The 24,189-nt window shown below is 37.3% G+C and carries 20 protein-coding genes; all 20 read left to right on the forward strand.

The window, feature by feature from the left end:
- Positions 1-5 precede the first annotated feature (5 nt).
- The 20 genes from gatA (at position 6) to ACOMCU_RS18485 (ending at position 24,165) form a co-directional block, all read left to right on the forward strand.
- On the forward strand, positions 6-1,469 hold the full coding sequence (gene gatA, locus ACOMCU_RS18390; RefSeq protein WP_010857154.1) for an Asp-tRNA(Asn)/Glu-tRNA(Gln) amidotransferase subunit GatA: 1,464 nt from the start codon (positions 6-8) through the stop codon (positions 1,467-1,469).
- Position 1,470: 1 nt separating this feature from the next.
- Positions 1,471-2,898, forward strand: a complete 1,428-nt coding sequence (gene gatB, locus ACOMCU_RS18395) for an Asp-tRNA(Asn)/Glu-tRNA(Gln) amidotransferase subunit GatB (RefSeq protein ID WP_421050977.1) — start codon at positions 1,471-1,473, stop codon at positions 2,896-2,898.
- Between the two features lie 164 nt (positions 2,899-3,062).
- A complete protein-coding gene (locus tag ACOMCU_RS18400; protein WP_010857156.1) occupies positions 3,063-3,623 on the forward strand; it encodes a thioredoxin family protein in 561 nt (186 codons plus the stop codon).
- 136 nt (positions 3,624-3,759) lie between these two features.
- On the forward strand, positions 3,760-4,674 hold the full coding sequence (locus ACOMCU_RS18405; protein WP_010857157.1) for a diacylglycerol kinase: 915 nt from the start codon (positions 3,760-3,762) through the stop codon (positions 4,672-4,674).
- Between the two features lie 367 nt (positions 4,675-5,041).
- Positions 5,042-6,388, forward strand: coding sequence for a cytochrome ubiquinol oxidase subunit I (locus ACOMCU_RS18410; RefSeq protein ID WP_421050978.1), 1,347 nt, complete (start codon positions 5,042-5,044; stop codon positions 6,386-6,388).
- Complete coding sequence (locus tag ACOMCU_RS18415) at positions 6,385-7,410, forward strand: cytochrome d ubiquinol oxidase subunit II (RefSeq protein ID WP_010857160.1); 1,026 nt, start codon at positions 6,385-6,387, stop codon at positions 7,408-7,410. The genes ACOMCU_RS18410 and ACOMCU_RS18415 overlap by 4 nt, the downstream gene beginning before the upstream one ends.
- 11 nt (positions 7,411-7,421) lie before the next feature.
- Entirely contained in the window at positions 7,422-7,544 is a 123-nt protein-coding gene (gene cydS / locus ACOMCU_RS18420) for a cytochrome bd oxidase small subunit CydS (protein WP_010857161.1), read from the forward strand.
- 548 nt (positions 7,545-8,092) lie between these two features.
- Positions 8,093-9,457: a 23S rRNA (uracil(1939)-C(5))-methyltransferase RlmD gene (rlmD, locus tag ACOMCU_RS18425; RefSeq protein ID WP_421050979.1), complete on the forward strand. Its 1,365-nt coding sequence runs from the start codon at positions 8,093-8,095 to the stop codon at positions 9,455-9,457.
- 275 nt (positions 9,458-9,732) lie between these two features.
- Positions 9,733-10,245, forward strand: coding sequence for a YfiT family bacillithiol transferase (locus tag ACOMCU_RS18430; RefSeq protein ID WP_421050980.1), 513 nt, complete (start codon positions 9,733-9,735; stop codon positions 10,243-10,245).
- Positions 10,246-11,010: 765 nt separating this feature from the next.
- Complete coding sequence (locus ACOMCU_RS18435; protein WP_421050981.1) at positions 11,011-11,865, forward strand: malate synthase; 855 nt, start codon at positions 11,011-11,013, stop codon at positions 11,863-11,865.
- A gap of 483 nt (positions 11,866-12,348) precedes the next feature.
- The gene (locus tag ACOMCU_RS18440) at positions 12,349-13,317 is read left to right on the forward strand and encodes a tRNA dihydrouridine synthase (protein ID WP_421050982.1); all 969 of its coding nucleotides are present in this window, start codon (positions 12,349-12,351) and stop codon (positions 13,315-13,317) included.
- Between the two features lie 358 nt (positions 13,318-13,675).
- The gene (locus ACOMCU_RS18445) at positions 13,676-14,365 is read left to right on the forward strand and encodes a response regulator transcription factor (RefSeq protein ID WP_421050983.1); all 690 of its coding nucleotides are present in this window, start codon (positions 13,676-13,678) and stop codon (positions 14,363-14,365) included.
- A complete protein-coding gene (locus tag ACOMCU_RS18450) occupies positions 14,362-15,627 on the forward strand; it encodes a HAMP domain-containing sensor histidine kinase (RefSeq protein WP_421050984.1) in 1,266 nt (421 codons plus the stop codon). Before ACOMCU_RS18445 ends, ACOMCU_RS18450 begins: the two co-directional genes overlap by 4 nt.
- Positions 15,628-15,747: 120 nt before the next feature.
- A complete protein-coding gene (locus ACOMCU_RS18455; RefSeq protein ID WP_421050985.1) occupies positions 15,748-16,524 on the forward strand; it encodes an ABC transporter ATP-binding protein in 777 nt (258 codons plus the stop codon).
- Complete coding sequence (locus tag ACOMCU_RS18460; RefSeq protein WP_421050986.1) at positions 16,505-18,859, forward strand: ABC transporter permease; 2,355 nt, start codon at positions 16,505-16,507, stop codon at positions 18,857-18,859. Before ACOMCU_RS18455 ends, ACOMCU_RS18460 begins: the two co-directional genes overlap by 20 nt.
- Before the next feature lie 986 nt (positions 18,860-19,845).
- Positions 19,846-20,487, forward strand: coding sequence for a hypothetical protein (locus ACOMCU_RS18465; RefSeq protein ID WP_010857166.1), 642 nt, complete (start codon positions 19,846-19,848; stop codon positions 20,485-20,487).
- Positions 20,487-21,998 (forward strand): phage baseplate assembly protein V, encoded by a 1,512-nt coding sequence (locus ACOMCU_RS18470; RefSeq protein WP_010857167.1) that lies wholly within the window; start codon positions 20,487-20,489, stop codon positions 21,996-21,998. Before ACOMCU_RS18465 ends, ACOMCU_RS18470 begins: the two co-directional genes overlap by 1 nt.
- Positions 21,999-22,013: 15 nt before the next feature.
- Complete coding sequence (locus ACOMCU_RS18475; RefSeq protein WP_010857168.1) at positions 22,014-23,111, forward strand: pentapeptide repeat-containing protein; 1,098 nt, start codon at positions 22,014-22,016, stop codon at positions 23,109-23,111.
- 58 nt (positions 23,112-23,169) lie between these two features.
- Positions 23,170-23,667, forward strand: a complete 498-nt coding sequence (locus tag ACOMCU_RS18480) for a hypothetical protein (RefSeq protein ID WP_010857169.1) — start codon at positions 23,170-23,172, stop codon at positions 23,665-23,667.
- A 99-nt stretch (positions 23,668-23,766) separates the two neighbouring features.
- Positions 23,767-24,165: a DUF4280 domain-containing protein gene (locus ACOMCU_RS18485; protein ID WP_010857170.1), complete on the forward strand. Its 399-nt coding sequence runs from the start codon at positions 23,767-23,769 to the stop codon at positions 24,163-24,165.
- Positions 24,166-24,189 lie beyond the last annotated feature (24 nt).

Genomic DNA, 24,189 nt, shown 5'->3' on the forward strand with positions numbered 1-24,189 from the left:
TCCTCATGACGTTATTTGAACGTTCAGCAAAGGAGCTACAAGCTGACATAAAAGCGGGTAACTTAACAATCGCTGACTTAACAAAAGAAGCATATGAACGTGTTGCAAAGCTGGATGGCGATGTACAAGCATTCCTAGCTTCAAACGAAGAAAAAGCAACTGCACAAGCAGCTGAAATGGACAAGGTTCCATTTGAAGAGCGTGGACCACTTTTTGGTCTTCCGATTGGTGTTAAAGATAACATCGTAACAGAAGGTTTAGAAACTACATGTGCTTCTAAAATTCTTGAAGGTTTCATGCCAATTTATGATGCAACAGTCGTTAAAAAATTACGTGAAGCCGGTATGATTACAATCGGTAAATTAAACATGGACGAATTCGCTATGGGTTCTTCAAACGAAAACTCAGCTTATAAAACAACAAAAAATCCATGGAACTTAAATCATGTACCAGGTGGTTCTTCAGGTGCATCTGCCGCAGCAGTAGCAGCAGGCGAAGTGCCATTCTCCCTTGGTTCAGACACAGGTGGTTCAATCCGTCAACCAGCTGCTTATTGTGGCGTTGTAGGAATGAAACCTACATATGGCCGAGTATCTCGTTTTGGTCTTGTGGCATTTGCATCTTCTTTAGACCAAATTGGGCCAATTACTCGTAACGTTGAAGACAATGCACTTTTACTTGAAGCAATCTCAGGTTTAGATGCAAACGATTCAACTTCAGCAAACGTCGAAGTACCAAACTTTGCAGCAGCGCTTACAGGCGATGTAAAAGGCTTACGTATCGCTGTGCCGAAGGAATTCCTTGGTGAAGGTGTTGGTGAGGCAGCACGTCAATCTGTTCTGGATGCATTAGAAGTACTAAAAGGCTTAGGTGCAACAGTAGAAGAAGTTTCTCTTCCTCACTCAAAATATGCACTTGCTGCTTACTATATCTTATCTTCTTCTGAAGCGTCTTCTAACCTTTCACGTTTTGACGGTATCCGTTACGGCTTCCGTGCTGAAAATGTTGAAAACTTAATGGACCTTTACAAAGAAACTCGTGCACAAGGCTTTGGTGATGAAGTAAAACGTCGTATTATGCTTGGTACTTACTCTCTAAGTGCAGGTACTTACGATGCTTATTACAAAAAAGCACAGCAAGCACGTACACTGATCAAAGCAGACTACGACAAAGTTTTCGAAGATTTTGACGTAATTATTGGACCAACTTCACCTACACCAGCATTTAAAATTGGTGAAAATGTAGATGATCCAATGACAATGTACGCGAACGATATTTTAACAATTCCTATTAACTTAGCAGGTGTACCAGCGATTTCAATCCCTTGTGGCTCTGAAAATGGTCTACCTCTAGGCTTACAAATTATCGGTAAACACTTCGATGAAGCAACTATTTACCGTACAGCTCATGCTTTTGAACAAGCAACAGAGTTCCATAAACAAGTTCCTCAAATTTGGGAGGGAAAATAACATGAACTTTGAAACAGTAATAGGTTTAGAAATTCACGTTGAGTTGAAAACTGAATCGAAAATTTTCTCTGCTTCGCCAAACCATTTTGGTGCTGAGCCAAATACAAACACATCTGTAATCGACCTTGGTTACCCTGGCGTATTACCGGTGTTAAATAAAAATGTTGTTGACTATGCAATGCGCGCTGCACTAGCGTTAAACATGGAAATCGAACAAGAAACGAAGTTCGACCGTAAAAACTACTTCTATCCAGATAATCCGAAAGCTTACCAAATTTCACAGTTTGATAAGCCAATCGGTAAAAATGGTTGGGTTGATATTGAAGTAGACGGTTATACAAAACGTATCGGTATTACACGACTTCATATGGAAGAAGATGCTGGTAAGCTTTCTCACGCAGGTGATCATTCATTAGTTGACTTCAACCGTCAAGGTACACCACTTGTAGAAATCGTTTCTGAACCAGACATTCGTACACCAAACGAAGCCTATGCGTATCTTGAAAAAGTAAAGTCAATCATTCAATATACAGGCGTTTCTGACGTACGTATGGAGGAAGGATCACTTCGTTGTGATGCCAACATTTCTATTCGTCCATACGGCCAAAAAGCGTTCGGTACAAAAACAGAGCTTAAAAACCTGAATTCCTTTAACTTTGTTCGTCGTGGTTTAGAGCACGAAGAATTACGCCAAGCAGATGTACTTCTTTCAGGTGGAGTTATTGAGCAAGAAACTCGCCGCTTTGATGAGAAAACAGGTAAAACAATTCTTATGCGTGTTAAAGAAGGAACAGATGATTACCGTTACTTCCCAGAACCAGACTTAGTACGTCTGTCAATCGACGATGAATGGTTAGAGCGCGTAAAATCAGAAATTCCTGAGCTTCCTGATGCTCGGAAAGCACGCTATGAATCAGAACTTGGCTTAACCGCTTATGATGCTGGTGTTCTTGTTATTTCAAAAGAAATCTCAGACTTCTTTGAAGCAATGATAGTGGATGGGGCAGATGCCAAGCTTTCTGCAAACTGGTTAATGGGTGATGTTTCTGCTTATTTAAACGCAGAGCAAAAGGAGCTGAAAGATACAGCTCTAACACCAGAAAACCTTGCAGGTATGGTGAAATTAATCTCAGATGGCACGATTTCTTCTAAAATCGGTAAAAAAGTCTTTGCTGAATTAGTAGAAAACGGTGGCTCTGCACAAGAAATAGTTAAAGCAAAAGGTTTAGTGCAAATTTCTGATGAAGGTGCGTTACTAGCTATCGTGTCAGAAGTGTTAGATAACAATGCACAATCAATCGAAGACTTTAAAAATGGTAAAGATCGTGCGATTGGTTTCTTAGTTGGTCAAATAATGAAAGCAACTAAAGGTCAAGCGAACCCACCAATGGTAAATAAATTATTACAACAAGAAATCGCAAAACGTTAATTGCGTATTGTTAAAATAAGCCAAGAGAGTGTCATAGCTTTCTTGGCTTTTTATATGTAAAAAATGTACATACTAATAAAATTAGCACTTAATAGTTGTCTAAAAAGAGTATTCATAGCAAAATATAGAATAGAAACATTACAATTATTAGGGGGAATTAACTCATGAAAACTGAACAACAATATTTCAATGAAGCATTAACAATACAACAATATATGGATAAGATGGAGACACTAAAAGAGGATAGCTTCCGTATTTATGATGGTTTTGAAGTGCCAACTAATGATGGATTTATCGAACTATTGAAGGACAAGCAACCAAAAATTTTAACAATCACGGAAGATTGGTGCGGTGACGCTATGTTAAATAATCCAATTATTCGCCGTATAGCTGAGGCAGCAGGATTAGACATGCGTGCGGTATTACGTGATGCAGATACAGATTTAATTGACCGCTATTTAACAAATGGTGGACGTGCGATTCCAATGTATGTATTATTAAACGATGCTGGCCAAGTTATTGGCAAATGGGGACCACGTGCTCCAGAATTACAGGAGTATGTTGTCAACAAACGCGCGAGCTTACCAGACAAAGAAGACCCTACATTTGAGGAAGCTCAAAAAGCGCTATATGCTGAAATTCGCGAAGAAAATATGACGAACAAGGCGTTTTGGACATTTGTTTACGAAGATTTCAAGAAACAGGTTACAGCGTTATTGCAATAAGAGGTAACTTTAAATGAAGCTTACGCTATTGGCTGTAAGTGTTTCCGTAACCAATAATGTAAGTAGAAGCAATGCAACATTTCAACAGCTAATTCGTTGAGAGAAAATAGAATCTTATGAAGCAGGAAGGTATGTTATGAAACGAGCAAGAATCATTTATAATCCTACATCTGGACGTGAAGTGTTTAAAAAGCATCTACCAGAAGTATTAGAAAAACTTGAGGTAGCTGGCTATGAAACATCATGTCACGCAACAACATGCGAAGGTGATGCAACATATGCAGCAAAAAACGCAGTAGAGCGCGGCTTTGATATTATCATAGCAGTTGGTGGAGATGGTACGCTAAATGAAGTTGTTTCAGGTGTGAGTACATTTGAAAAGCGCCCGAAAGTGGGTCTTATTCCAATGGGTACAACTAATGATTTTGCGCGTGCTGTGCATATTCCAAGAAATATTGATGAAGCCGTAGAAATCATTATTAAAGGCGATACGTTACCAGTCGATGTTGGATTATTAAATGGAGAACGCTATTTCATCAATATTGCTGCTGGAGGGCGTATTACGGAGCTAACGTATGAAGTACCAAGCAAAATGAAAACAATGCTAGGGCAATTAGCTTATTATGTAAAAGCCGTCGAAATGATTCCATCTATTAAAGCATCTCATATGCGCATTGAATATGATGGTGAGGTATTTGATGGAGATGCAATGATGTTTTTATGCGGTTTAACCAATTCTGTTGGTGGCTTTGAAAAATTAGCACCTGATGCAAGCATTAATGATGGCTACTTCACATTACTTGTATTGAAAAAAGTGAGCCTTCCCGAGTTTATACAGCTTGCTGCAATGGCGTTAAGAGGCGAACATTTAAATGATGATCGCGTGATTTACAAAAAAGCAAGTGTCGTGAAGGTGACTACAGAAAATGAAGTCCATTTAAACCTAGATGGGGAATATGGTGGAGATGCGCCTGCAACGTTTGAAAATTTAAAGCGCCATATTGAAATATTTGTACCAATAGAGGATATTCGCGAGGAAGACCGTATTTAATTTAATCAGTATTCATCTCTCCTTATCGTGAGATGAATACTGATTTTAGTTTTTATTTATAGAGTAGGTACAGCAAGGTATCATTAATTTCCTATAAATTGGGGATTGTGAACGAAATAAGAAAAATGTTTGGCGAATGTGCGTATATTACTTGAACAAAATTTGAAACCTTTATAATAGGCTGAAATTTCGGTCCATTATAAAGGTTTTTTTCGTTGCAATAGTGGAAAATGAGGGTATGGGAAAGGAAGTGTTGCCTTTGTATAAGTCACAAGAAAAAAAGCTTATGTGGTTAAGTTTTGGTGTTGCGATTATCATGCTACTTTCCATACTTGGGAAAGTATTCGGAAGTTAGGAGGGCAAAGAAATGGTGAATGAATCAGCAGTCTTTTGGAGTAGAGCATTAACGGAACTGACCCTATCTTTCCATATTATTTACGCGACGATAGGTGTAGGTGTACCGCTGATGATTATGATTGCACAATGGACTGGATATAAAAAGAATGATGAGCACTACATTTTATTGGCGAGACGGTGGGCGCGTGGCTTCGTAATTACGGTTGCAGTAGGAGTCGTAACAGGAACTGCGATTGGCTTGCAATTATCACTACTCTGGCCGAATTTTATGCAACTAGCAGGTCAAACAATTGCATTACCATTATTTTTGGAAACGTTTGCATTTTTCTTTGAAGCTATTTTCTTAGGCATATACTTATACACTTGGGATCGCTTTGACAGTCAGAAAAAACATATGCTATTACTAATACCAGTAGCGGTGGGTGCTTCTATGTCCGCAGTATTTATAACGATTGTCAATGCGTTTATGAATGCACCCCAGGGCTTTGACATTGTTGATGGGCAGCTTGTTAATATAAAACCTTTAATAGCGATGTTGAACCCAGCGATGCCGACAAAGGTAGCCCATGTACTCGTTACAGCATATATGACAGCCGCATTTGTATTAGCAGCCATTGCAGGTTTCCGTATGTTAAAAGGGTCGAATCATGTATATCATAAAAAAGCATTATTATTACTTATGAAGGTTGGTTTAGTCTTCTCCATTGCAGCAGCCATTATTGGTGACTTCTCTGGAAAGTATTTAGCAGAATATCAACCAGAAAAATTAGCGGCAGCTGAGTGGCATTTTGAAACGGAAGATAAAGCATCACTTATTTTACTAGGAATAATGCAAGATGGCGAAGTTAAATATGCCATTAAAGTACCTTATGCATTAAGTATTTTAGCGCATAATAATCCAATGGCAGAAGTAATCGGTTTAGATCAATTTGCAGAAGAGGATCGTCCTCCACTTTATATTCACTATTTATTCAATATCATGGTCTTTATTGGCATGTTCATGATGTTAGTATCGTTACTTTATGTGTTTGGGAAAGCACGTGGTTGGCAATTCATACATGCTCGCTGGTATCGCTGGATTATTGTTGCAGGCGGTCCACTGACAATTATTGCAATTGAAGCAGGGTGGTGGCTCGCTGAGGTAGGGCGTCAGCCGTGGATTTTATATGGATTAATGCGTACACCAGAGGGCGCTACTACAAGCGATCATGTGGATTTAATGCTGATGTTATTTTCGGGCGTTTATGCAGTATTAGGAATTGGAAGTATTGTGGTATTAATTCGTATGTTTAAAAAGAACCCAATCGAACGTGAAATTGAAGATCGCCATTCTGAAAAAGGCGGTGATATCTTATGACATTAGAGATTCTAGGAATTTCGGTGTTGTGGATTTTCCTATTTGGCTATGTGATTGTAGCATCAATAGATTTTGGCGCAGGTTTTTTTAATGCATATAGTTTACTGATCGGGAAAAATCATATTTTAACAAATATTATTAAACGCTATTTATCGCCAGTGTGGGAAGTTACAAACGTCTTTTTAGTATTTTTCTTTGTAGGGATTGTAGGTTTTTTCCCGCAAACAGCCTTTTACTATGGGACCATCTTACTTATACCAGTCAGCATTTCGGTCGTATTGCTGGCGATTCGAGGCTCGTACTATGCGTTTGAGGCATACGGTTCACGTGGACATATCGGTTACACGCTAACCTACGGTGTGGCAGGTTTACTCATTCCGGCATCGCTCTCTGTCGTTTTTGCGATTGCAGGTGGTGGCTATGTGGATATTGTAAACGGGCAACCAGTGCTGAATTATTTTACATTGTACACAAGTACATTTGCTTGGAGTATTGTTGTCTTGAGCATTGCTGCAGTATTGTATATATCAGCCGTGTTTTTGACGTGGTACGCACATAAAGCAAATGATAAAGAAGCAACAAATTTAATGCGCAAATACGCCCTTATTTGGGCACTACCTTTGATAATTAGTGCACTGGGGATTATGTATGAAATGAAATCCATCAACCCAGAAAGTTATAGTCATATGGTGAACTTATGGTGGATGTTTGCTATTTCAGCGGTACTATTTATCATCACGGTGTTGCTATTATGGATGCGTAAAAACTACGGACTTGCAGTAGGTCTTTTAATCGCACAATTTGCAGTAGCATTCTTCGCTTATGGTATTGCACAATATCCATATTTACTGTATCCGTATCTAACGATATACGATGGCTTTACAAGTACTCAGATGGCGATCGCATTAATCATCGCGTTTGTTTTAGGATTATGTCTGCTCATTCCATCCTTGTATTTATTGTTGAAACTATTCTTGTTCAACAAAAATTATGTAACAGGAAAAGAAGACAATCACGCATAGGAGGTTTAGTAATGACTAGTTTTATCATTTTTTATGCACCATTTATAGTCGTCATTATTGGGATTATCATTGCATTTTGGTGGGCACCAAAAGATCACCATGCAACCAAAAACGAAGGAAAGAGTCGCGAATAGCGGCTCTTTTTTAGCTCTAGTTATGTGAATGAAGTCCACAGCTCGGGTGAAGGTTAGGAACGCTCAGGTAAGTCGTATTATCGCTCAGGTCGAGCTGGGGAACGCTCAGGTAAGGCATATTACCGCTCAGGTAGAGGTTGGTACCGCTCGGGTAAGGCGTATTACCGCTCAGCTCTGTTCCACACCACTCAGCTCAAGTTCCACACTACTCGGTTCAGCCGAGTTACCATTCAGTTCGAGTTCCACACCGCCCCTGAAAGCCGAGTTACCATTCAGCTAGAGTTTGGCACCGCCCCTGAAAGCCGAGTTACCATTCAGCTAGAGTTTGGCACCTCCCCTGAAAGCCGAGTTATCATTCAGTTCGAGTTCCACACCGCCCCTGAAAGCCGGGTAACCGCTCAGCTCGAGCACGCATCGCTCCTATCAGCCAAGTCAACACTCCGCTCGCAACTTTTACTTTCCAGCAATACCTGAGAAATTCAAGCCTTGTTCTTTTTTCATCTGCCACTGCATGCTACAATAAGGAGATTGAAATGGAGGATGTTCGAATGTCAGCACCCGTAAAAAAGAATGATCGACTCACAGTTTATATAGAAGACTTAACGCATGACGGTAATGGCGTAGCTAAAGTCGATGGCTATCCGTTATTTATTCAAGGTGCACTCCCTCACGAAACAACAGAGGTGCATGTGCTAAAAACATTAAAAAACTACGGCTTTGCCAAAGTCATAGATATCATAAAGCCTTCATCAGAGCGTGTAGAGGCACCTTGTGATTATTTCGTCCAATGTGGCGGCTGCCAATTACAGCACCTGTCCTATGAGGGGCAGTTAAAGTGGAAAGAAAACATGGTGCGAAATGTCATGCAGCGCATTGGCAAAATTGATGTACCAGTCCTACCTGTAAAGGGTATGGAAGAACCTTGGCATTATCGCAACAAGGCGCAAATTCCTTTTTCGATAAATGAAGCAGGACAAGCCATAGCAGGTTTCTACAAAACGAAAACACATAGCATAGTGGATATGGAGCGTTGCTTGATTCAGACAGGCGAAGCGGATGCTATACTTGCAGGCTTGAAACAGGAATTAGCTGCAGTCGATATTCGACCATACAATGAGCTAACACATGAAGGAATGCTGCGCCATGTAGTCATTCGTAAAGCACGAGCAACTGATGAAGTCATGGTTGTTCTCGTTACTAAAAAGAAAAAATTCCCGCAAAAAGAAACTGCAGTTGCGGCAATAAAGAAGCTTGTTCCGAATGTCACATCGATTATGCAAAACATTAACAGTGACAAAACGAACGTCATTTTCGGTGATGAAACCGTAAACCTATGGGGCAAGGACGTTATTATTGATACAATTGGCGGTGTTCGCTTTGAAATTTCAGCGCGTTCATTTTATCAAGTAAACCCTGAGCAAACTGAAGTTCTATACAAACAAGCATTAGACTACGCTGACTTACAGGGTGATGAACGAGTAATTGATGCTTACTGTGGAATAGGCACCATCTCCTTATTCCTTGCACAAAAAGCAAAAGCCGTTATGGGTGTTGAAATTGTACCGCAAGCTATTGAAGATGCAAAACGCAACGCAGCATTAAATGGCTTTACCAATACGTATTTCGAGGCTGGGCCAGCAGAGGAAGTTATCCCTCGCTGGTATAAGGAAGGTAAAGAAGCCGATGTACTAGTTGTTGACCCACCACGTAAAGGTTGTGATGAGGCCCTACTTAAGACGATTTTAGAACAACGTCCGCAGCGTGTTGTTTATGTGTCCTGTAACCCAGCTACATTAGCACGTGACCTCCGTATTTTAGAAGATGGGGGCTATAAAACACAGGAAGTTCAACCCGTTGATATGTTCCCGCATTCGACGCATTGTGAAGCGGTTGCTTGGTTGGCTTTAGTGTAGAAATAAACAGGAGTGAATTCCAAATAAAGGGATTCGCTCTTTTTGGTTGAAATTTATAAAGAATTACAAGTTTGAATTTCTTTAAAGGAAGGGTCCCCAACAAAAATCCTGTTTTTATTTGTGAATAAATTTGGAGGAAATATTACAAAACCAGTAAAAACTAATTCAACATTTGTAGTTTTTATGTTGAATGTTTACAACAACTGAGCCGATTGCTATATTAAGTGTTAATACCTAAAAATGGTAAATAAAGCATAGGGAAAAGGGGTTTGAAAATGGATGTAAGATACCCAATTGGAAAATTACAAGTTCCTGAAAAAGTAGCATTTGAAAATGTTCAAGAATGGTTAAAGCAAATCGAAACATACACAATTCGACTAAGAGAAACTGTTGATTCTTTAAGTGATGAGGAATTAAGCAAAACTTATCGTGAAGGTGCATGGACAGTTTGTCAACTTGTACATCACATTGCAGATTCTCAGTTGAATATGTATCAACGTTTGAAGCTGGCTTTAACAGATGACAATCCAACAGTTCCAGCTTTTGAAGAAGAAAAATGGGCTGTTCAACCGGATACAGAGCTTCCTGTAGAAAGTTCTATTAAAATGTTAGAAGGCATAAATGAGCGTATCGTATCTTTAGGACAAAGTTTAACTGAAGAGCAATTAGATCGAGCTTTTACTCACCAAACAAACGGTAAAATAACAGTTTCAACAAAAGTTGCAAAATTAGCTTGGCACGAAGAGCATCACTTAGCTCATATAAAATTTGCATTATCAAATGAGTAAACTTTAATAGATAAAACTAGCATAGATTTATTTTATATAAGGTGAGTCTATTACAGCTTTATTTCATATACACCATCCTCAGTACTCAACACATTGTGAAGTAGTTGCGTGTTTGGAGTTTTCATAATGTACCTAGTACACACGTAATTCGCAAACGATTCCGAGAATTTAAAAGCTATACTATAACTTGAAAAAATAGACAATTTCAATCCCGCCCCTGATTTTCTTGCAAATAACCTTTGCGAAATTGGGGTCTTTTATATGGAACTTAATTGGAAAATGTCTCATGTTCAGCATATATGATTAGTACACGGATTAATCCATCCGTTTCTTTTCTAGAAAAGGAATTGCTTGTATTGATTTTATATCATGAAGCCCTCCTATGCTTATCACCGGTAATCAAGTGGTTATTTATAGGGGCTTTCCAGAAGTTTCGTGACTTTTTGGAGGCCTTTATTTCATAGCTATTTCAAGGGGTGCCAGAGAATAAATCTTCATTTTACCTCATGATAAAATAAGTTGTCAATAATAAATTTGTGAATTTATTTAAAAAATGTTATAATAGTCTTACAATTGTTTTTTTGAAATCGTATTTCGAATTCCGCTGTCCTTTTTTGCAGATAGAATTTGGGTACGTTTTTTTATTTAAGCCGAAGAAAAAAATTAAAACAGTTATGTGAGCTTTAAAGGAAGTTAGTTGAATAAAATTATTAATTTACTATCTAATAGTAACCAAGTTTTTATTCCATAAGGAGGACTAGAATAATGAATCTAATCAATAAGAAAGTTACACACAAGCGTTTTGGCATGGGTAGTATAGTTAAACATAATGATTCTAGTATTGAAATACATTTCGCATCGGAAAATAAAATGTTTGTTTTCCCTGATGTATTTGGAAAGCACCTAACACTACATGATAAAAGTGATGCTAATTCACTTGAAAAAATAATACAAAAAAAAGAAATAAAACGAAAGGAGGAAGAATGGAAGAAGGAAGAGGAAAAAAAACTACAACGAAAAAACCAGGAACTTCGCTTAGAACACGAAAAACTTATGAAACATCATAAACTTCATCCAGAATCACAAATGGTTTTTAGGTGTGATACAGAAGAACAGAATAGTTCTTTTTCAGAGTGGAAGGTTTTTTCAGGCACAATAAAAAGTGGTAATAACAAGGGGAGGCCAAACAAACCAACCCGCTTGCACCAAAATAGCGCTGTCCTGTTAACAGCAATAGATTCCGGCATGCCTGAAAAAGACAGACGTATCTTAGGTGTCTATATGGTGAATGAAGATTTTATCGGTAAGCTTTGTGAAGATGGAATTATCCCTGCTCATTCAAAATACAGACTCCAACTTACAGAACAGGAATCGGATCAGCTACTTTTATGGCAATATTATGTAAATGAAAAATCCCCCGACAAAATGACATGGAATACAGGTAAATACCGTTATTTTAATAATTTATGGATGGCTCAAATTTTACTTGATATAGTTTCGTTGAGAAGTAACCCAGAGGAACGAGAGCTGGCACAACAATTTTTTAAACATTTTTGTAAAATGAACCAGATAACAGTTCAAGATTTAGCAAAGCCTAATGGCGCATTAATGCGTATTTAGACGTTAGCCCAAAGGTCATTAAGAATGACAGCGGACTGACATATTTTCCTATCTATCACTAATGCTGAACAGTGCCTGGCTCTGTTTGCTAATAAACGTGTGGAGTTAATATAATCATTTATCAAGAACGAATTCTTATTAAAGGAATTCGTTCTTTCACCAACACCCATGTGTTGCCACATACACTCCGCACATTGTGAAGCTGTCGCATGGTTGGAGTTGGACTAATAGAAAAGCAGTTGATATAGAAAAAATCTATACCATCTGCTTTTTTGTTTATAAAAATACCATTCAGGACCGATTTTCGTTAAAATAAACAGTACCGATTTTCACAATAGTTTTTTCATAAATGTCCAAATGTATTTGTGTTTGATAATAAGTTATTAAGCATGATATAAGTGTAAAAGAAGTGGAACATTTGGCTTTATGTCTTTTGACCGAAAGTTTGAAGTTGTATCCATAGTGAGAGGATTTGAGTTTGAAATGATAGATAATTTTTGGCGTGATTTACCACGACCATTTTTTGTACTTGCACCAATGGAAGATGTGACAGATGTAGTTTTTCGTCACGTAGTAAGTGAAGCCGGTCGACCGGATGTATTTTTCACAGAGTTTACAAACTCGGATAGCTATTGTCATCCAGAGGGCATGAAAAGTGTGCGTGGCCGTTTGATTTTTACAGAAGATGAACAGCCAATGGTGGCACATATTTGGGGGGATAATCCCGAATTTTTCCGTCAAATGAGTATTGGTATGGCGGATATGGGATTTAAAGGCATCGATATTAATATGGGCTGCCCTGTACCGAATGTGGCATCAAGAGGGAAGGGTAGTGGCCTTATTCTGCGTCCAGACGTTGCGGCAGAGCTTATTCAAGCAGCTAAAGCGGGAGGGCTACCTGTCAGTGTAAAAACTCGACTTGGCTATAAGGACGTCGACGAGTGGAAAGAGTGGCTAACACATATTTTAAAACAGGATATTGCGAACCTTACTATTCATTTACGTACAAGAAAGGAAATGAGTCAGGTAGATGCGCATTGGGAGCTAATCCCGGACATTAAAAAATTACGTGATGAAATAGCACCAAATACGCTACTAACAATCAATGGAGACATTCCTGACCGTCAAACTGGGCTGCAGCTTGCTGAACAATATGGTATTGATGGCGTTATGATCGGGCGAGGAATTTTTAAAAATCCTTTTGCTTTTGAAAAAGAGCCAAAAGAGCATAGCAGTAAAGAGTATCTTGATCTTTTAAGACTGCAGCTTGATCTTCAAGATCAATATGCGGAAGCACTACCACGTTCAATCACAGGGCTTCATCGCTTTTTCAAAATTTATGTTAAAGGATACCGTGGAGCTGGTGAATTAAGAAATCAATTGATGAACACAAAATCAACAGATGAAGTGCGTGCATTGCTTGATGACTTTGTACCAAACAATGTTGATTGACGATGGACGGTAGAATAATGTAACCGCAAAAAAAGTTAGAGCTTATATAATAATCAAACCCTTGAAAATGACTTATTGAAGGCAATTTCAAGGGTTGTTTTTAAGTTGTGAATTGAAATATAAGTGAAATTTTTGGTGTGTTTTAGAGTTATGGATATTTTGTTTTTTTTCTGGTGAATGCAGTTTCTGGTATGGGTAAGAATATCAAATTTAGGTGGATGTGCAATATTCAATGGACAAAATTTTGTAAATCTGCTTCTTTATATAAATCCAGTAATTTACACTTCGTTTTCGAATTTAATGTATACTTTAATTATCCTGTAAACAAGTAGGAAAGTATTTTTCTAGGAGATATACGATGAAATTTGATTGTTTAATTGTTGATGATGAGATTGCTTTAGCTGAAACAACTTGTGAGTATTTTAATATGTTCGAAGTTAAAACGGCATTTGTGGTGAGTGCAGAGGAGTGTAAGCGTTTTTTGGAAGAACATGAACCATTATTGATTCTTCTAGACATCAACCTTGGTAATGAATCGGGGTTTGATTTATGTAAAAAATTGCGTAAAACAACGCAGGTTCCGATTCTATTTATAAGTGCTCGTTCTAGTGATGACGACGTGCTAATTGCGCTTAACATAGGAGGTGACGATTACATACAAAAGCCATATACATTAAGTGTGTTACTAGCAAAAGTAAAAGCAGTACTCAAAAGGTATGGCAGTAGTTCTAGCAACCAGCAAGAATTTTTAGAGTTTGGACAGATCCAAATTGATATGAAACTTCATCGTGTTCGAGTAAAAGGTAAGGATATTCAACTAAAAACGATGGAATATAAACTTCTCTCGTATTTGGCAAAAAATAAAAATCGTATCATCACAAAAGATGAATTATTTCAAAATGTATGGGGAGATTCCTTTGTAGGGGATGGGACCCTAAATGTACATATTCGGCATTTACGCGAGAAAATTGAAGAGAATCCAAAGGACCCGCAATTTATAAAAACGATATGGGGAACAGGATATGTGTTAGAGGATACCAACCAATGAGAATAAACCTGATAATTGTTGTGATTTTGGTTGTTTTTGCTGTAGGAATTACTTTCTCAATAACCATTATTAACAATAAAAATATTTCAGAAGTGGATCTTGTAGCCATAAATGATGTGGTTAAAATTGTCGAAAAAAATTGGGGACAAGTTAGTGAAGAAATTTTTCACAGTAGCGATATAAAACAACAATTTTCTATTATAGATCAATTGGGAAACGTGATTTACCAAACACCAGGCAATCACTTTAACAATATATACGATGCCATAAAAAATAGAGATACATTCATAGATCTGAAACAAAATAACGAAATTGTAGGGAAAGTAATTATTTCCAATAACGAACAAGAAATAGTGGAACAAATGAAAAATGAACTGGTCACATCCATAAGTTTGATTTTTGGTCTATTAATGATTATTAGTATTCTATATATCACCTATATTTATAGAACGTTATTGAAACCGTTTCAGCAGCTTCGGATTTTTGCAGCAAATGTGGCTAGAGGCAATCTAGATATACCTTTAAATATGGACAAGAACAATTACTTTGGTGCGTTCACGGAAAGTTTTGATTTATTACGTGAAGAACTTGATGCTGCACGTCAAAGAGAGTATGAATCCAACCGTAGTAAGAAAGAGCTTGTGGCCACATTAAGTCATGATATTAAAACGCCTGTCGCTTCTATCAAAGCGGTTAGTGAATTGGTGCTTGTGCAAGCAAAGGATGAAAAGGTCATTAAGCAAGTAAATACAATTTATTCGAAAGCAGAGCAAATTGATTTACTTGTTACAGATATGTTTCACGCAACTTTAGAAGAACTGCAACAGTTAAAGTTAACGGTAACCGAAAAATCGAGCGAAGTACTTGTTGATATGATTGAAAATGTCAATTATGACCATCAAATCGTCTATGATTCAATTCCACAATGTATTATTTTAACTGATCCCGTACGTATGCAGCAGGTAATAGACAATATTATTAGTAATTCTTATAAATATGCAGGAACAAAGGTCACAATTAAGTCTCAAATTAATCAAGATTATCTTGAACTCCACATTATAGACTTCGGATCCGGCATTAGTGAAGAAGAATTACCTCTACTGTTCAATAAATATTATCGAGGGAAAAATGTCGATGGCAAGAATGGCTCAGGCCTTGGTCTATATATATCCAAGTACTTCATGGAAAATATGCATGGCCAAATTAGCTGTTTTATCCGAGAAGATGGTTTTACAGTAGTCTTGAAAATCAAACTTGCATGATAATTAAGAATTAGTTAATAAATGCACAAAGACTTAATAAGAATTCATTTTGTATGCTAAGACTGTAATCTTCATTACGGTCTTTTTTCTTTAGGTTGAAAAAAATTAATAAAGGGGAGCGTGGCAAATTTAATTATGACAAAGATCATTATTAAAACGGAAAAGTTGTGTAAGACTTTTTCTAGCGGTGGAATTCAGCAACATGTTTTAAAAAATCTAGATATCAGTTTAATTGAAAGGAATTTTACAATTATAATGGGTAGTTCAGGATCTGGGAAATCCACTTTACTTTACGCAATGAGTGGCATGGATAAACCAACGTTAGGTGAAATCGATTTTGCTGGTAAAAATTTAGCTAAATTAAACAATGACCAACTAGCGATATTTAGAAGAAACAATTGTGGTTTTGTCTTTCAACAAATATATTTACTAGACAATATGAGTGTACTCGATAATGTACTGGCAAGTGGTCTTTTGGTAAATAAAAATAAGCGTGAACTCGTACAAAAAGCGAAAGAATTATTAACACAAGTAGGGATCAATGAAAGCGCATGGTCTAAATTTCCAACACAACTATCTGGTGGTGAGGCACAACGAGTTGGGATTGTTCGTGCATTGATTAACAGTCCGAGAATACTTTTTGCAGATGAACCAACCGGAGCATTAAACTCTGCATCTAGTGAGAGTGTGTTAGATATTTTAACAAGTGAAAATCGAAACGGGCAAAGTATCGTCATGGTCACTCATGATATGAAAACAGCATTACGCGGAAATCGAATTTTATATTTGCGAGATGGGGTAATTTGCGGTGACCTGCAATTAGGCGCGTACAGTGAGAAAGAAAACTTTGACCGTCATGAAAAGCTCGGGGCTTTCCTTGCAGAAATGCGGTGGTAATGTGAAAATCATGAATCTAGCCCTAGCTAATATTAGAAGAAGTAAATCTGCAACAGCTTCTTTATTTACATTTATTTTAGTTGCTGCGCTACTTCTGAATATAGGTTTAATGGTCATTACTCAAATCAATACATTTTTTGATAGTAAAGCTGAACAATTAAAAGATCCTCACGCAATAATTATGATGGATTATGCAAGTTATAATTCAAGTTATGGAGAATTTATAACGAAATATCCTGGGGTGACAGAGTCAGAAACAGAAGAGATTATCAAAATGGACATTGCCAAATATAATTTTGGTGATAGTGAATTTGCTAATAGTACCGCTATTTTTAATGCAGATGATCATCGTAATATCGGTGCGTTGAAGTTGGTTGAAAAACTAAACACTTCAAGTGCTAATGATATTTTTCTTCCTTATATTTTTAAAACAAATGGTGGTTATGAGTTAGGTGAAGATTTTACCATCACATATCAAAACAAGGACTTTGATTTTCGAATTGCTGGATTCTTTGAAACAACAATGATGGGTACGACCAACATTGGAATCATGAAATTCATGCTACCAGAAATTTCTTATCAAACGTTAGCAGATGAACTAGGCAAACTAACAGAAGGATTGATCATATCTGCAGTGATGGAAGACGAAACACAATCTACAAAGTTACTAAATGATTTTATTAAGGAGTTCCCACAGTCAACAGTAGGTGATGTTTGGACGTTAGATATTGAAATGGTGAAAAATGTGAGCACGTTGACCATTAACATCATAGCTATGATATTAGTAGCTTTTGCAGCCATTATCGTGCTTGTTTCACTAATTGTCATTAAGTATCGTGTATCAAATAGCATTGAAGACGGGATGACGAATATAGGAGTACTTAAAGCAATTGGCTATACAAGTAGGCAAATTCTATCGTCAATTATTTTACAGTTTGTTTTAATTGCTTTTAGTGCAGGTGTGGTAGGGGTTGCCTTGTCATATTGTCTTATGCCTTTCATAGGTAGTATTATTTCATCTTTATCTGGATTAATATGGTATCAGAAATTCGATATGATTATTAATTTAGCCAATATTTTCATTGTTGCTTTTAGTGTTGTATTTGTTACATTAATTTCCGCCTTCCGCGTTCGGAAAATACTCCCAATTACGGCACTGCGTGGAGGTATTCAAACGCACAGTTTTAGAAAAAATTATTTTCCATTGGAGAATACGGGAGGTGGACTTCATTTTTTACTTGCTATTAAATCGATGCTGTCAAATGTAAAACAAAACATCATGATACTTTTAATTATTATCGCATTAACATTCGCATCTGTTTTTTCAGTGGTACTTTATTACAACATTGCTTCAGACAAAACCGCATTCGTTAACTTATTTGGCATAGAACCAGCAAATGTGATGATATCTGTTAAACCAGGTGCAGATACAACAGAACTTTTGAGTCACATTAAACAAATGGACCAAGTAAGTAAGGTAAATATTTTCGATTTTATTTCAACAAAAATTGATAATAAAACTGTATTTACGAATGTTACGGAGAATTATAATCAGTTCGAAAATAATGTTGTCTACGAAGGTCGTCAGCCAAAATATGATAATGAAATATCCATCTCCTGGGTTGTATCAAATCAAATTAATAAAGGCATTGGCGATACGGTTGAAGTAGAATATGGGACTGAAACAGTTCGTTTTCTAGTAACTGGCCTCAGCCAATCCATCGGTAATTTAGGACAAATAGCCGCATTAACGATGGATGGAATTCAGCAATTACAATCAGATTATAAAGGCACGACCCTTTATGTATATCTAGATGGTATATCAAACCAAAACTTTATCGAAAACGTCCACGAACAGTACGGAGATTATATAGTAGAAACGTTAGACATAGCTGAAAATATAGAGAGCCAAACAGGTATGTATACAGCTGCAGTGTTTGCAGTTATGACAATGGTTCTGACAATTACCGTTCTAGTTGTTGTAATGATTCTGTATCTGGTCATCAAAACGATGATTATTAAGCGTAAGAAAGAGTTTGGCGTAATGAAAGCAATAGGCTACTCAACAATTCAATTGATGCATCAAATTTCCATCAGCTTTATACCCATGATTATTACTGGAGTGGCCATTGGTGGTGTACTAGGATATTTTTATACAAACCCTATGCTTTCTGTATTACTTTCAAGTGCAGGGGTGAAACGTTTAGATTTTATCGTTCATTTACCGATTATTCTAATGCTATGTGTAGGCATTCTTATTTTAGCCTACATTGTCTCAATGTTCGTATCCTTAAAAATCAAGAAAATTTCTGCCTACAGTTTAATTACAGAATAGAAGGATTCGATGGACTCTGAAGAACAGAATTATTTTGCGGAGTGTTGTCTCAGACCATCATGTTCCTAATACAAAAACATACTACTAAGATTCTAATGTATAAGGTATGGTGCCTTTATATTCATGAAATTACTCCTTCGTGCGAATGAAGTCCAAAAAATACAGGCTCGATGCCATTTGAGCGGGAACCGAGCCTGTATAATTATTAAACCCACCAACACCACATATGTTGTCAAATACACTCTGCACATGTGGAGTGTGTAGCAAAGCTAAGTTTAAAAGGCTGAAAGTATTGAAGGCCTTATAATTTGAGCTGTAATGGTTATTGAATTTAATATTAGCTTAAAGAAGCGGTTGCTTTGGTTTTTTGATGGTACGGAAATATCTTCCGTGCCATTTTCTTTTGTAATTGGCTTAGTTATTTACCGTCCTCTGATTTTATCCCGCATTAACTGACCGATTGGTGAAGACTAATAATCAGTGGGAATGAAGAAAACCCTAATTGACTAAAGTTCTACATTATTCCATATTAATGGGCAGTAAGACTCCTACCCAAAATTCAACGAAGCAAGGAACTGATCAAAGTTTCACCTTATCCTGCATTAACTTGACCGTAAAATTAATATACCCCCCACTGAAAAAGTTTCACTTTATCCTTCTACCGCACTGTATATCTAACTACTAAAATTCTTATTTCTCCGACCTTCAGGGATACTTTTTGTCTATTCTGATTAATATTAAAGATTGATGTTGACTTTTTATCTATGGTTTATTAGCATATTTACAGATAAAAATAACCAATTAATGATGTGATTACCATATATGTAATCAGATTTGGGATATTATTACAAAAATAAAATAATGACAAAAAGCATCAATTAATTGCTGACGAGTGAGCGATGACAAAGCTAGGGAAGCAAGAAAATACTAGGTTGTGAGATAGAGCGAATAGATAGAAATGAATCGAAATAAAGGAGCGTGAACAAATGGATTTCATGGATGAAGAAGTTATCGAAATGACGAAACATGCAAGGCAAAAGAAACGAATGGAGAACATCGAAAAACAATTATTACATACTGATATTGGTAAAGCGATTAAAGATGGTCAGCTAATGATCGAAGATGAAACGATTGAGTTTACAGATATTAGTTTTTATGAGGATCAAATCCGGATGTGCATTCCTGCAACATTTGACGTGATGGAACCTGAATTAATGGATATTAAATATCCATCAAGTCGTAGACCTGATTATATCTATACAAGTGAAAGTACGTCAATCAACGTCACGATGAAAATCATGGAACAACAGATAAAAGCAGAAGAATTGGAAGATTTCACACAGACCATGATGAATATCCTTCAAAAAACGCAACCAACTGCAAAAATGTTGGATATCGACATGAATGAAGTTAACGGTGTACAAATTGGTTACTTTGATTTCATCATGCCCGCACTAGATAACAAGATTTATAATTTAATGTTTTTGTTTAGGGTAGGCGAGAATGTGACGATGAGCTCGATTAATTGTTTGCAGAAAGAGATGAATATTTGGAAACCCATTGCTTACGGCATGATGGAATCTATCTCGGTTGAAAACAAATTATTAGATGGAGAAGGTGTTGTTTGATGGATCGGATGAAAAAGGAAACAGCCTTAACGTATAAAGATATGATTGTGATGCCCTATAATATTCGCGTCAATCAAATCGAAATTACTCAACAAATGAATGAGCATGCTACATTGCATTTAACGGGTGTGATTCCAGATGAGCTCGAAGATTCTTATGTTTATATGACAGATGCAGAAACGGCTATTGAAGTATCGCAAATCGGCAGTGATGGACAAACTATTCCTATTTTTAATGGGCTAGCGTTAGATGTGCAAGTGAAATTAGTTATGGGCACATATTATTTGGAGGTTAAAGCCGTTTCGCATACGTATGTGTTAGATGTTAAGAAGAAAAACCAAACCTATCAAAATGCGAGTATGCCCTATAGTGAATTAATAGATGTATGTATTGCCGATCAAAAAGGTGCAGATTTCATGGATTATGTCACAAATGGCGCTAGTCTTGGTAGCTTCACGATGCAATATTTAGAGACAGATTGGGAGTTTCTTAAACGAATGGCATCACGATTTCATACAGGCTTGGTGCCAGACACTGTTCACTCGGCTGCAAAGTTTTACTTCGGTGTACCATTTCAAGCTGGGAACAAGCAGAAAATGGATGCCATTAATTATCGAGTCAAAAAAGCGATTGGCAACTTCCTTGTCTCCAGTAAAAATCACCTCGACAGTATTACCGATAGTGACTACATGTACTATGAAGTAGAATCGATTCAACTATTCAAAATAGGCAATGAAGTTACTTTCCAATCAAAAAAATTGTATGTCTATAAAATCTTCTCGACGCTAAAAGATGGTTTATTCAAGCATATCTATACATTAACACCTCAGAACGGTTTCAGTGTCCACACTACTTATAATCAAGCCATTATTGGTGCTTCCATTCAAGGAAAAGTAATTGATGTTGCAGGTGACAAAATTCGCATTCATGTCGATTTCGATGAGGGTCAAGAAAAGGATACGGCCTATTGGTTTCCATATTCAACGATCTATGCATCAGAAGATAATACGGGATGGTATTTTATGCCAGAGTTATCTGATAATGTTAGAATCTACTTCCCAAGCAATCGTGAGGATGCAGGGATTGCGATTAGTTCTGTATCAAAAGCGCCTCCACAATCTGGTGCGATGTTAGCAAAAAGTAATCCAGCCAGTCAAGGTGCCGGCGGTCAATCAAGTGCTGCACCATCGGAGGATGGTCGCCAAGATCCAGCGCGGATGGCCGATCCAGATGTAAAAACACTCAGAACCAAGCATGGTAAACAAATTCTACTTGCACCTGATCGGATTGTCATATCTGGTGGAGGGTTAATGATTTCACTGATGGATGATAATGGAATTTCAATAATAAGTGATAAAAATATTAACTTACAAGCAGCAGAGAAAGTCGTCATCAATGCAAAACAAATAATGATTAATGCGACTGAGAAAATTGAGATGACTTGTAAAGACAATTCAATCAAGATGGAAGACAAAATGGAGATTAAAGGAACAGAAGTACGAGCAAATTAGTGAGGATGTGGATGCATGAAACGAGAAGAAGCATTACAGCATTTTATGGATGAATGCGTGTCAGTTCATGTCAGCCGGTTGCAGGAGAAGGTTGATCGACAGTTTCGCCAAGAGAAGGAAAAATTGCTACAACCAATCATTGACGCACTTGAACAGCTGTTTGCGAATATTAGAGATCAGCAAGAACAGGAAAAGATAGCGCCAGTTGGCTTTATACACTTTTCATTATTGCGAACATCATTACTAGAAAACAAGTGTACATATTTGCTAGAAGCATATGGAGAAACATGGTACTACGATTGGGTAGAATGCACGGCACAGTATGAAGCAGAATGGCTTAGTGAGGCGATTATAGATTTACAAAAAACGCTTGAAAAAGAAAGAAAGCCATATCTCTCCATCCAAGCAGCTGATATTCGAGGGATCATTCAACAGACAGTGACCCTGTTTCATCAGTATATCATTCAATTGGTACGCTACCTTTTTCGCTATCAACAAGAATGCGTGCCCGAAATAGATTTTCAACGAACAGTGTGCTTACGATTTCGTGTCGGTGAATATAAAGGGTTTAGTGAAGATGTTGCGGTCATTGATGAACGGGAACGGGTGGAAAAAAATCTTCTCGCATGGTTAGAGAAAGAAGAGACGGACAAATCGTATACGTTTGAAAATTTCTCAAACCTTCAATTACAGCAGAAACATTTCAATCAAATAGACTTTTCCTATGCCAATTTCAATGGCAGTGATTTAGAAGGTGCTTCATTGAAACGAAGTGTTTGCATGGGTACTAGTTTTGTAGATTGTAGGTTAGTGCATGTTGATTTTTCTTATGCAGTCATTCAAGATGCTGATTTTCGAAATGCCAATTTAGCAGGCGCTGATTTTACCCATGCACAGGGAAAAACGCTGATGCTTTCCGATGATGAAGTTGCGTGTTACCTAGGTACTGATTTCAGTAATGCGAATTTGGAAAATGCAAGGTTTGAGTTTGCGCAGATCGCAGGTGCCAATTTTACAGGTGCCAATTTAAAAGGGGCCACCTTTTTTAAACGCGATCAAGAGAAATGTCTATTTAGCCCAGACCAGATAGAAGACATTCATTGGATTCATTAACTTTGATCTTATGTGCAAAAGTTATGAGATACAGCAATGATGGTTACAGGAGGAAAAGATGGAGTATTTTATTGTTCGACAAGATCAAAGTATTACAAATCCAATCATTCCTTTGAAGACAGACCTCGATGATAACTTTGTCTGTTCATCTGTATTCGGGGAAGTGGTAGAGAAAGAGAATGCGCTATATCTGGATTATTTGGACAAGCCTCGAAGAATTGTGTCGGATGATTTGAAAGCGTTGTTAGCGAAATACGAGGATAACTTAGATTTTACTGCCATAGTGTTTACGGATGTGAAGAAAGGGACACAGCGCGTATATTGGCTTATGGACATTGTGAAGAAGAACTGTATTTCCCATGAGACGACTTATTATCCAGACGGACAAATGAAGGAGCTCGTGATCGACCCTAAGAAAGTGGAACTGGATTGTATTTTTCAAGTCGATAGCAAAAAGGAATCTTTCACCATAGTCAATTTAGATGTGGCAGAAAGTATGTTGCGAAGACCCTTTCTCGGGATCCAGTTGCAGCGAGTAAGACTAGAAAGACGATAAATAATTCTAATAAATCATTCCAAAACACTGTTGCAGGTAGTTTTGGACAGTGTTGAAGCGATATTTAACCACAAACGAATACGAAAGGAAGTATGTCTAATGGCTCAAGTTGTGGAAAATTTGGAGACAGAAAGTACGGAACAGGAGCAATTTAGTTATGTGGTACATGGGGCAATTATTTCCTGTGAGCATGGTAGCCATCTTAATTATTTAAACTTACCGCAAGATCATGGCGTATATATCAAAGGGAAGGCCGTGATGAATGTAGGGGATCGAAACCCTGAAAATATCCCAACCTTTGGCGTGTGCTTACAGTTGAAAAAACCGTGTACGCCAGTATGTTCCATTGATTGGTTGGAAGGGATGGAAAATGTCAATGTCGAAGGCAAGCAAGCGTTATTAAACCGCTGTCATACTCAATGCTCAGCAGGTGGAGGCAAAATCGATATTGTTCATGACGGGCAAGAGGAATTAGAAATACCGATACAAGGTTTTTAAAAAGAAGTGGTTCATAGAAAGGAG

The organism is Lysinibacillus sp. UGB7 (assembly GCF_049058285.1).
GTDB lineage: Bacteria > Bacillota > Bacilli > Bacillales_A > Planococcaceae > Lysinibacillus > Lysinibacillus sphaericus_B.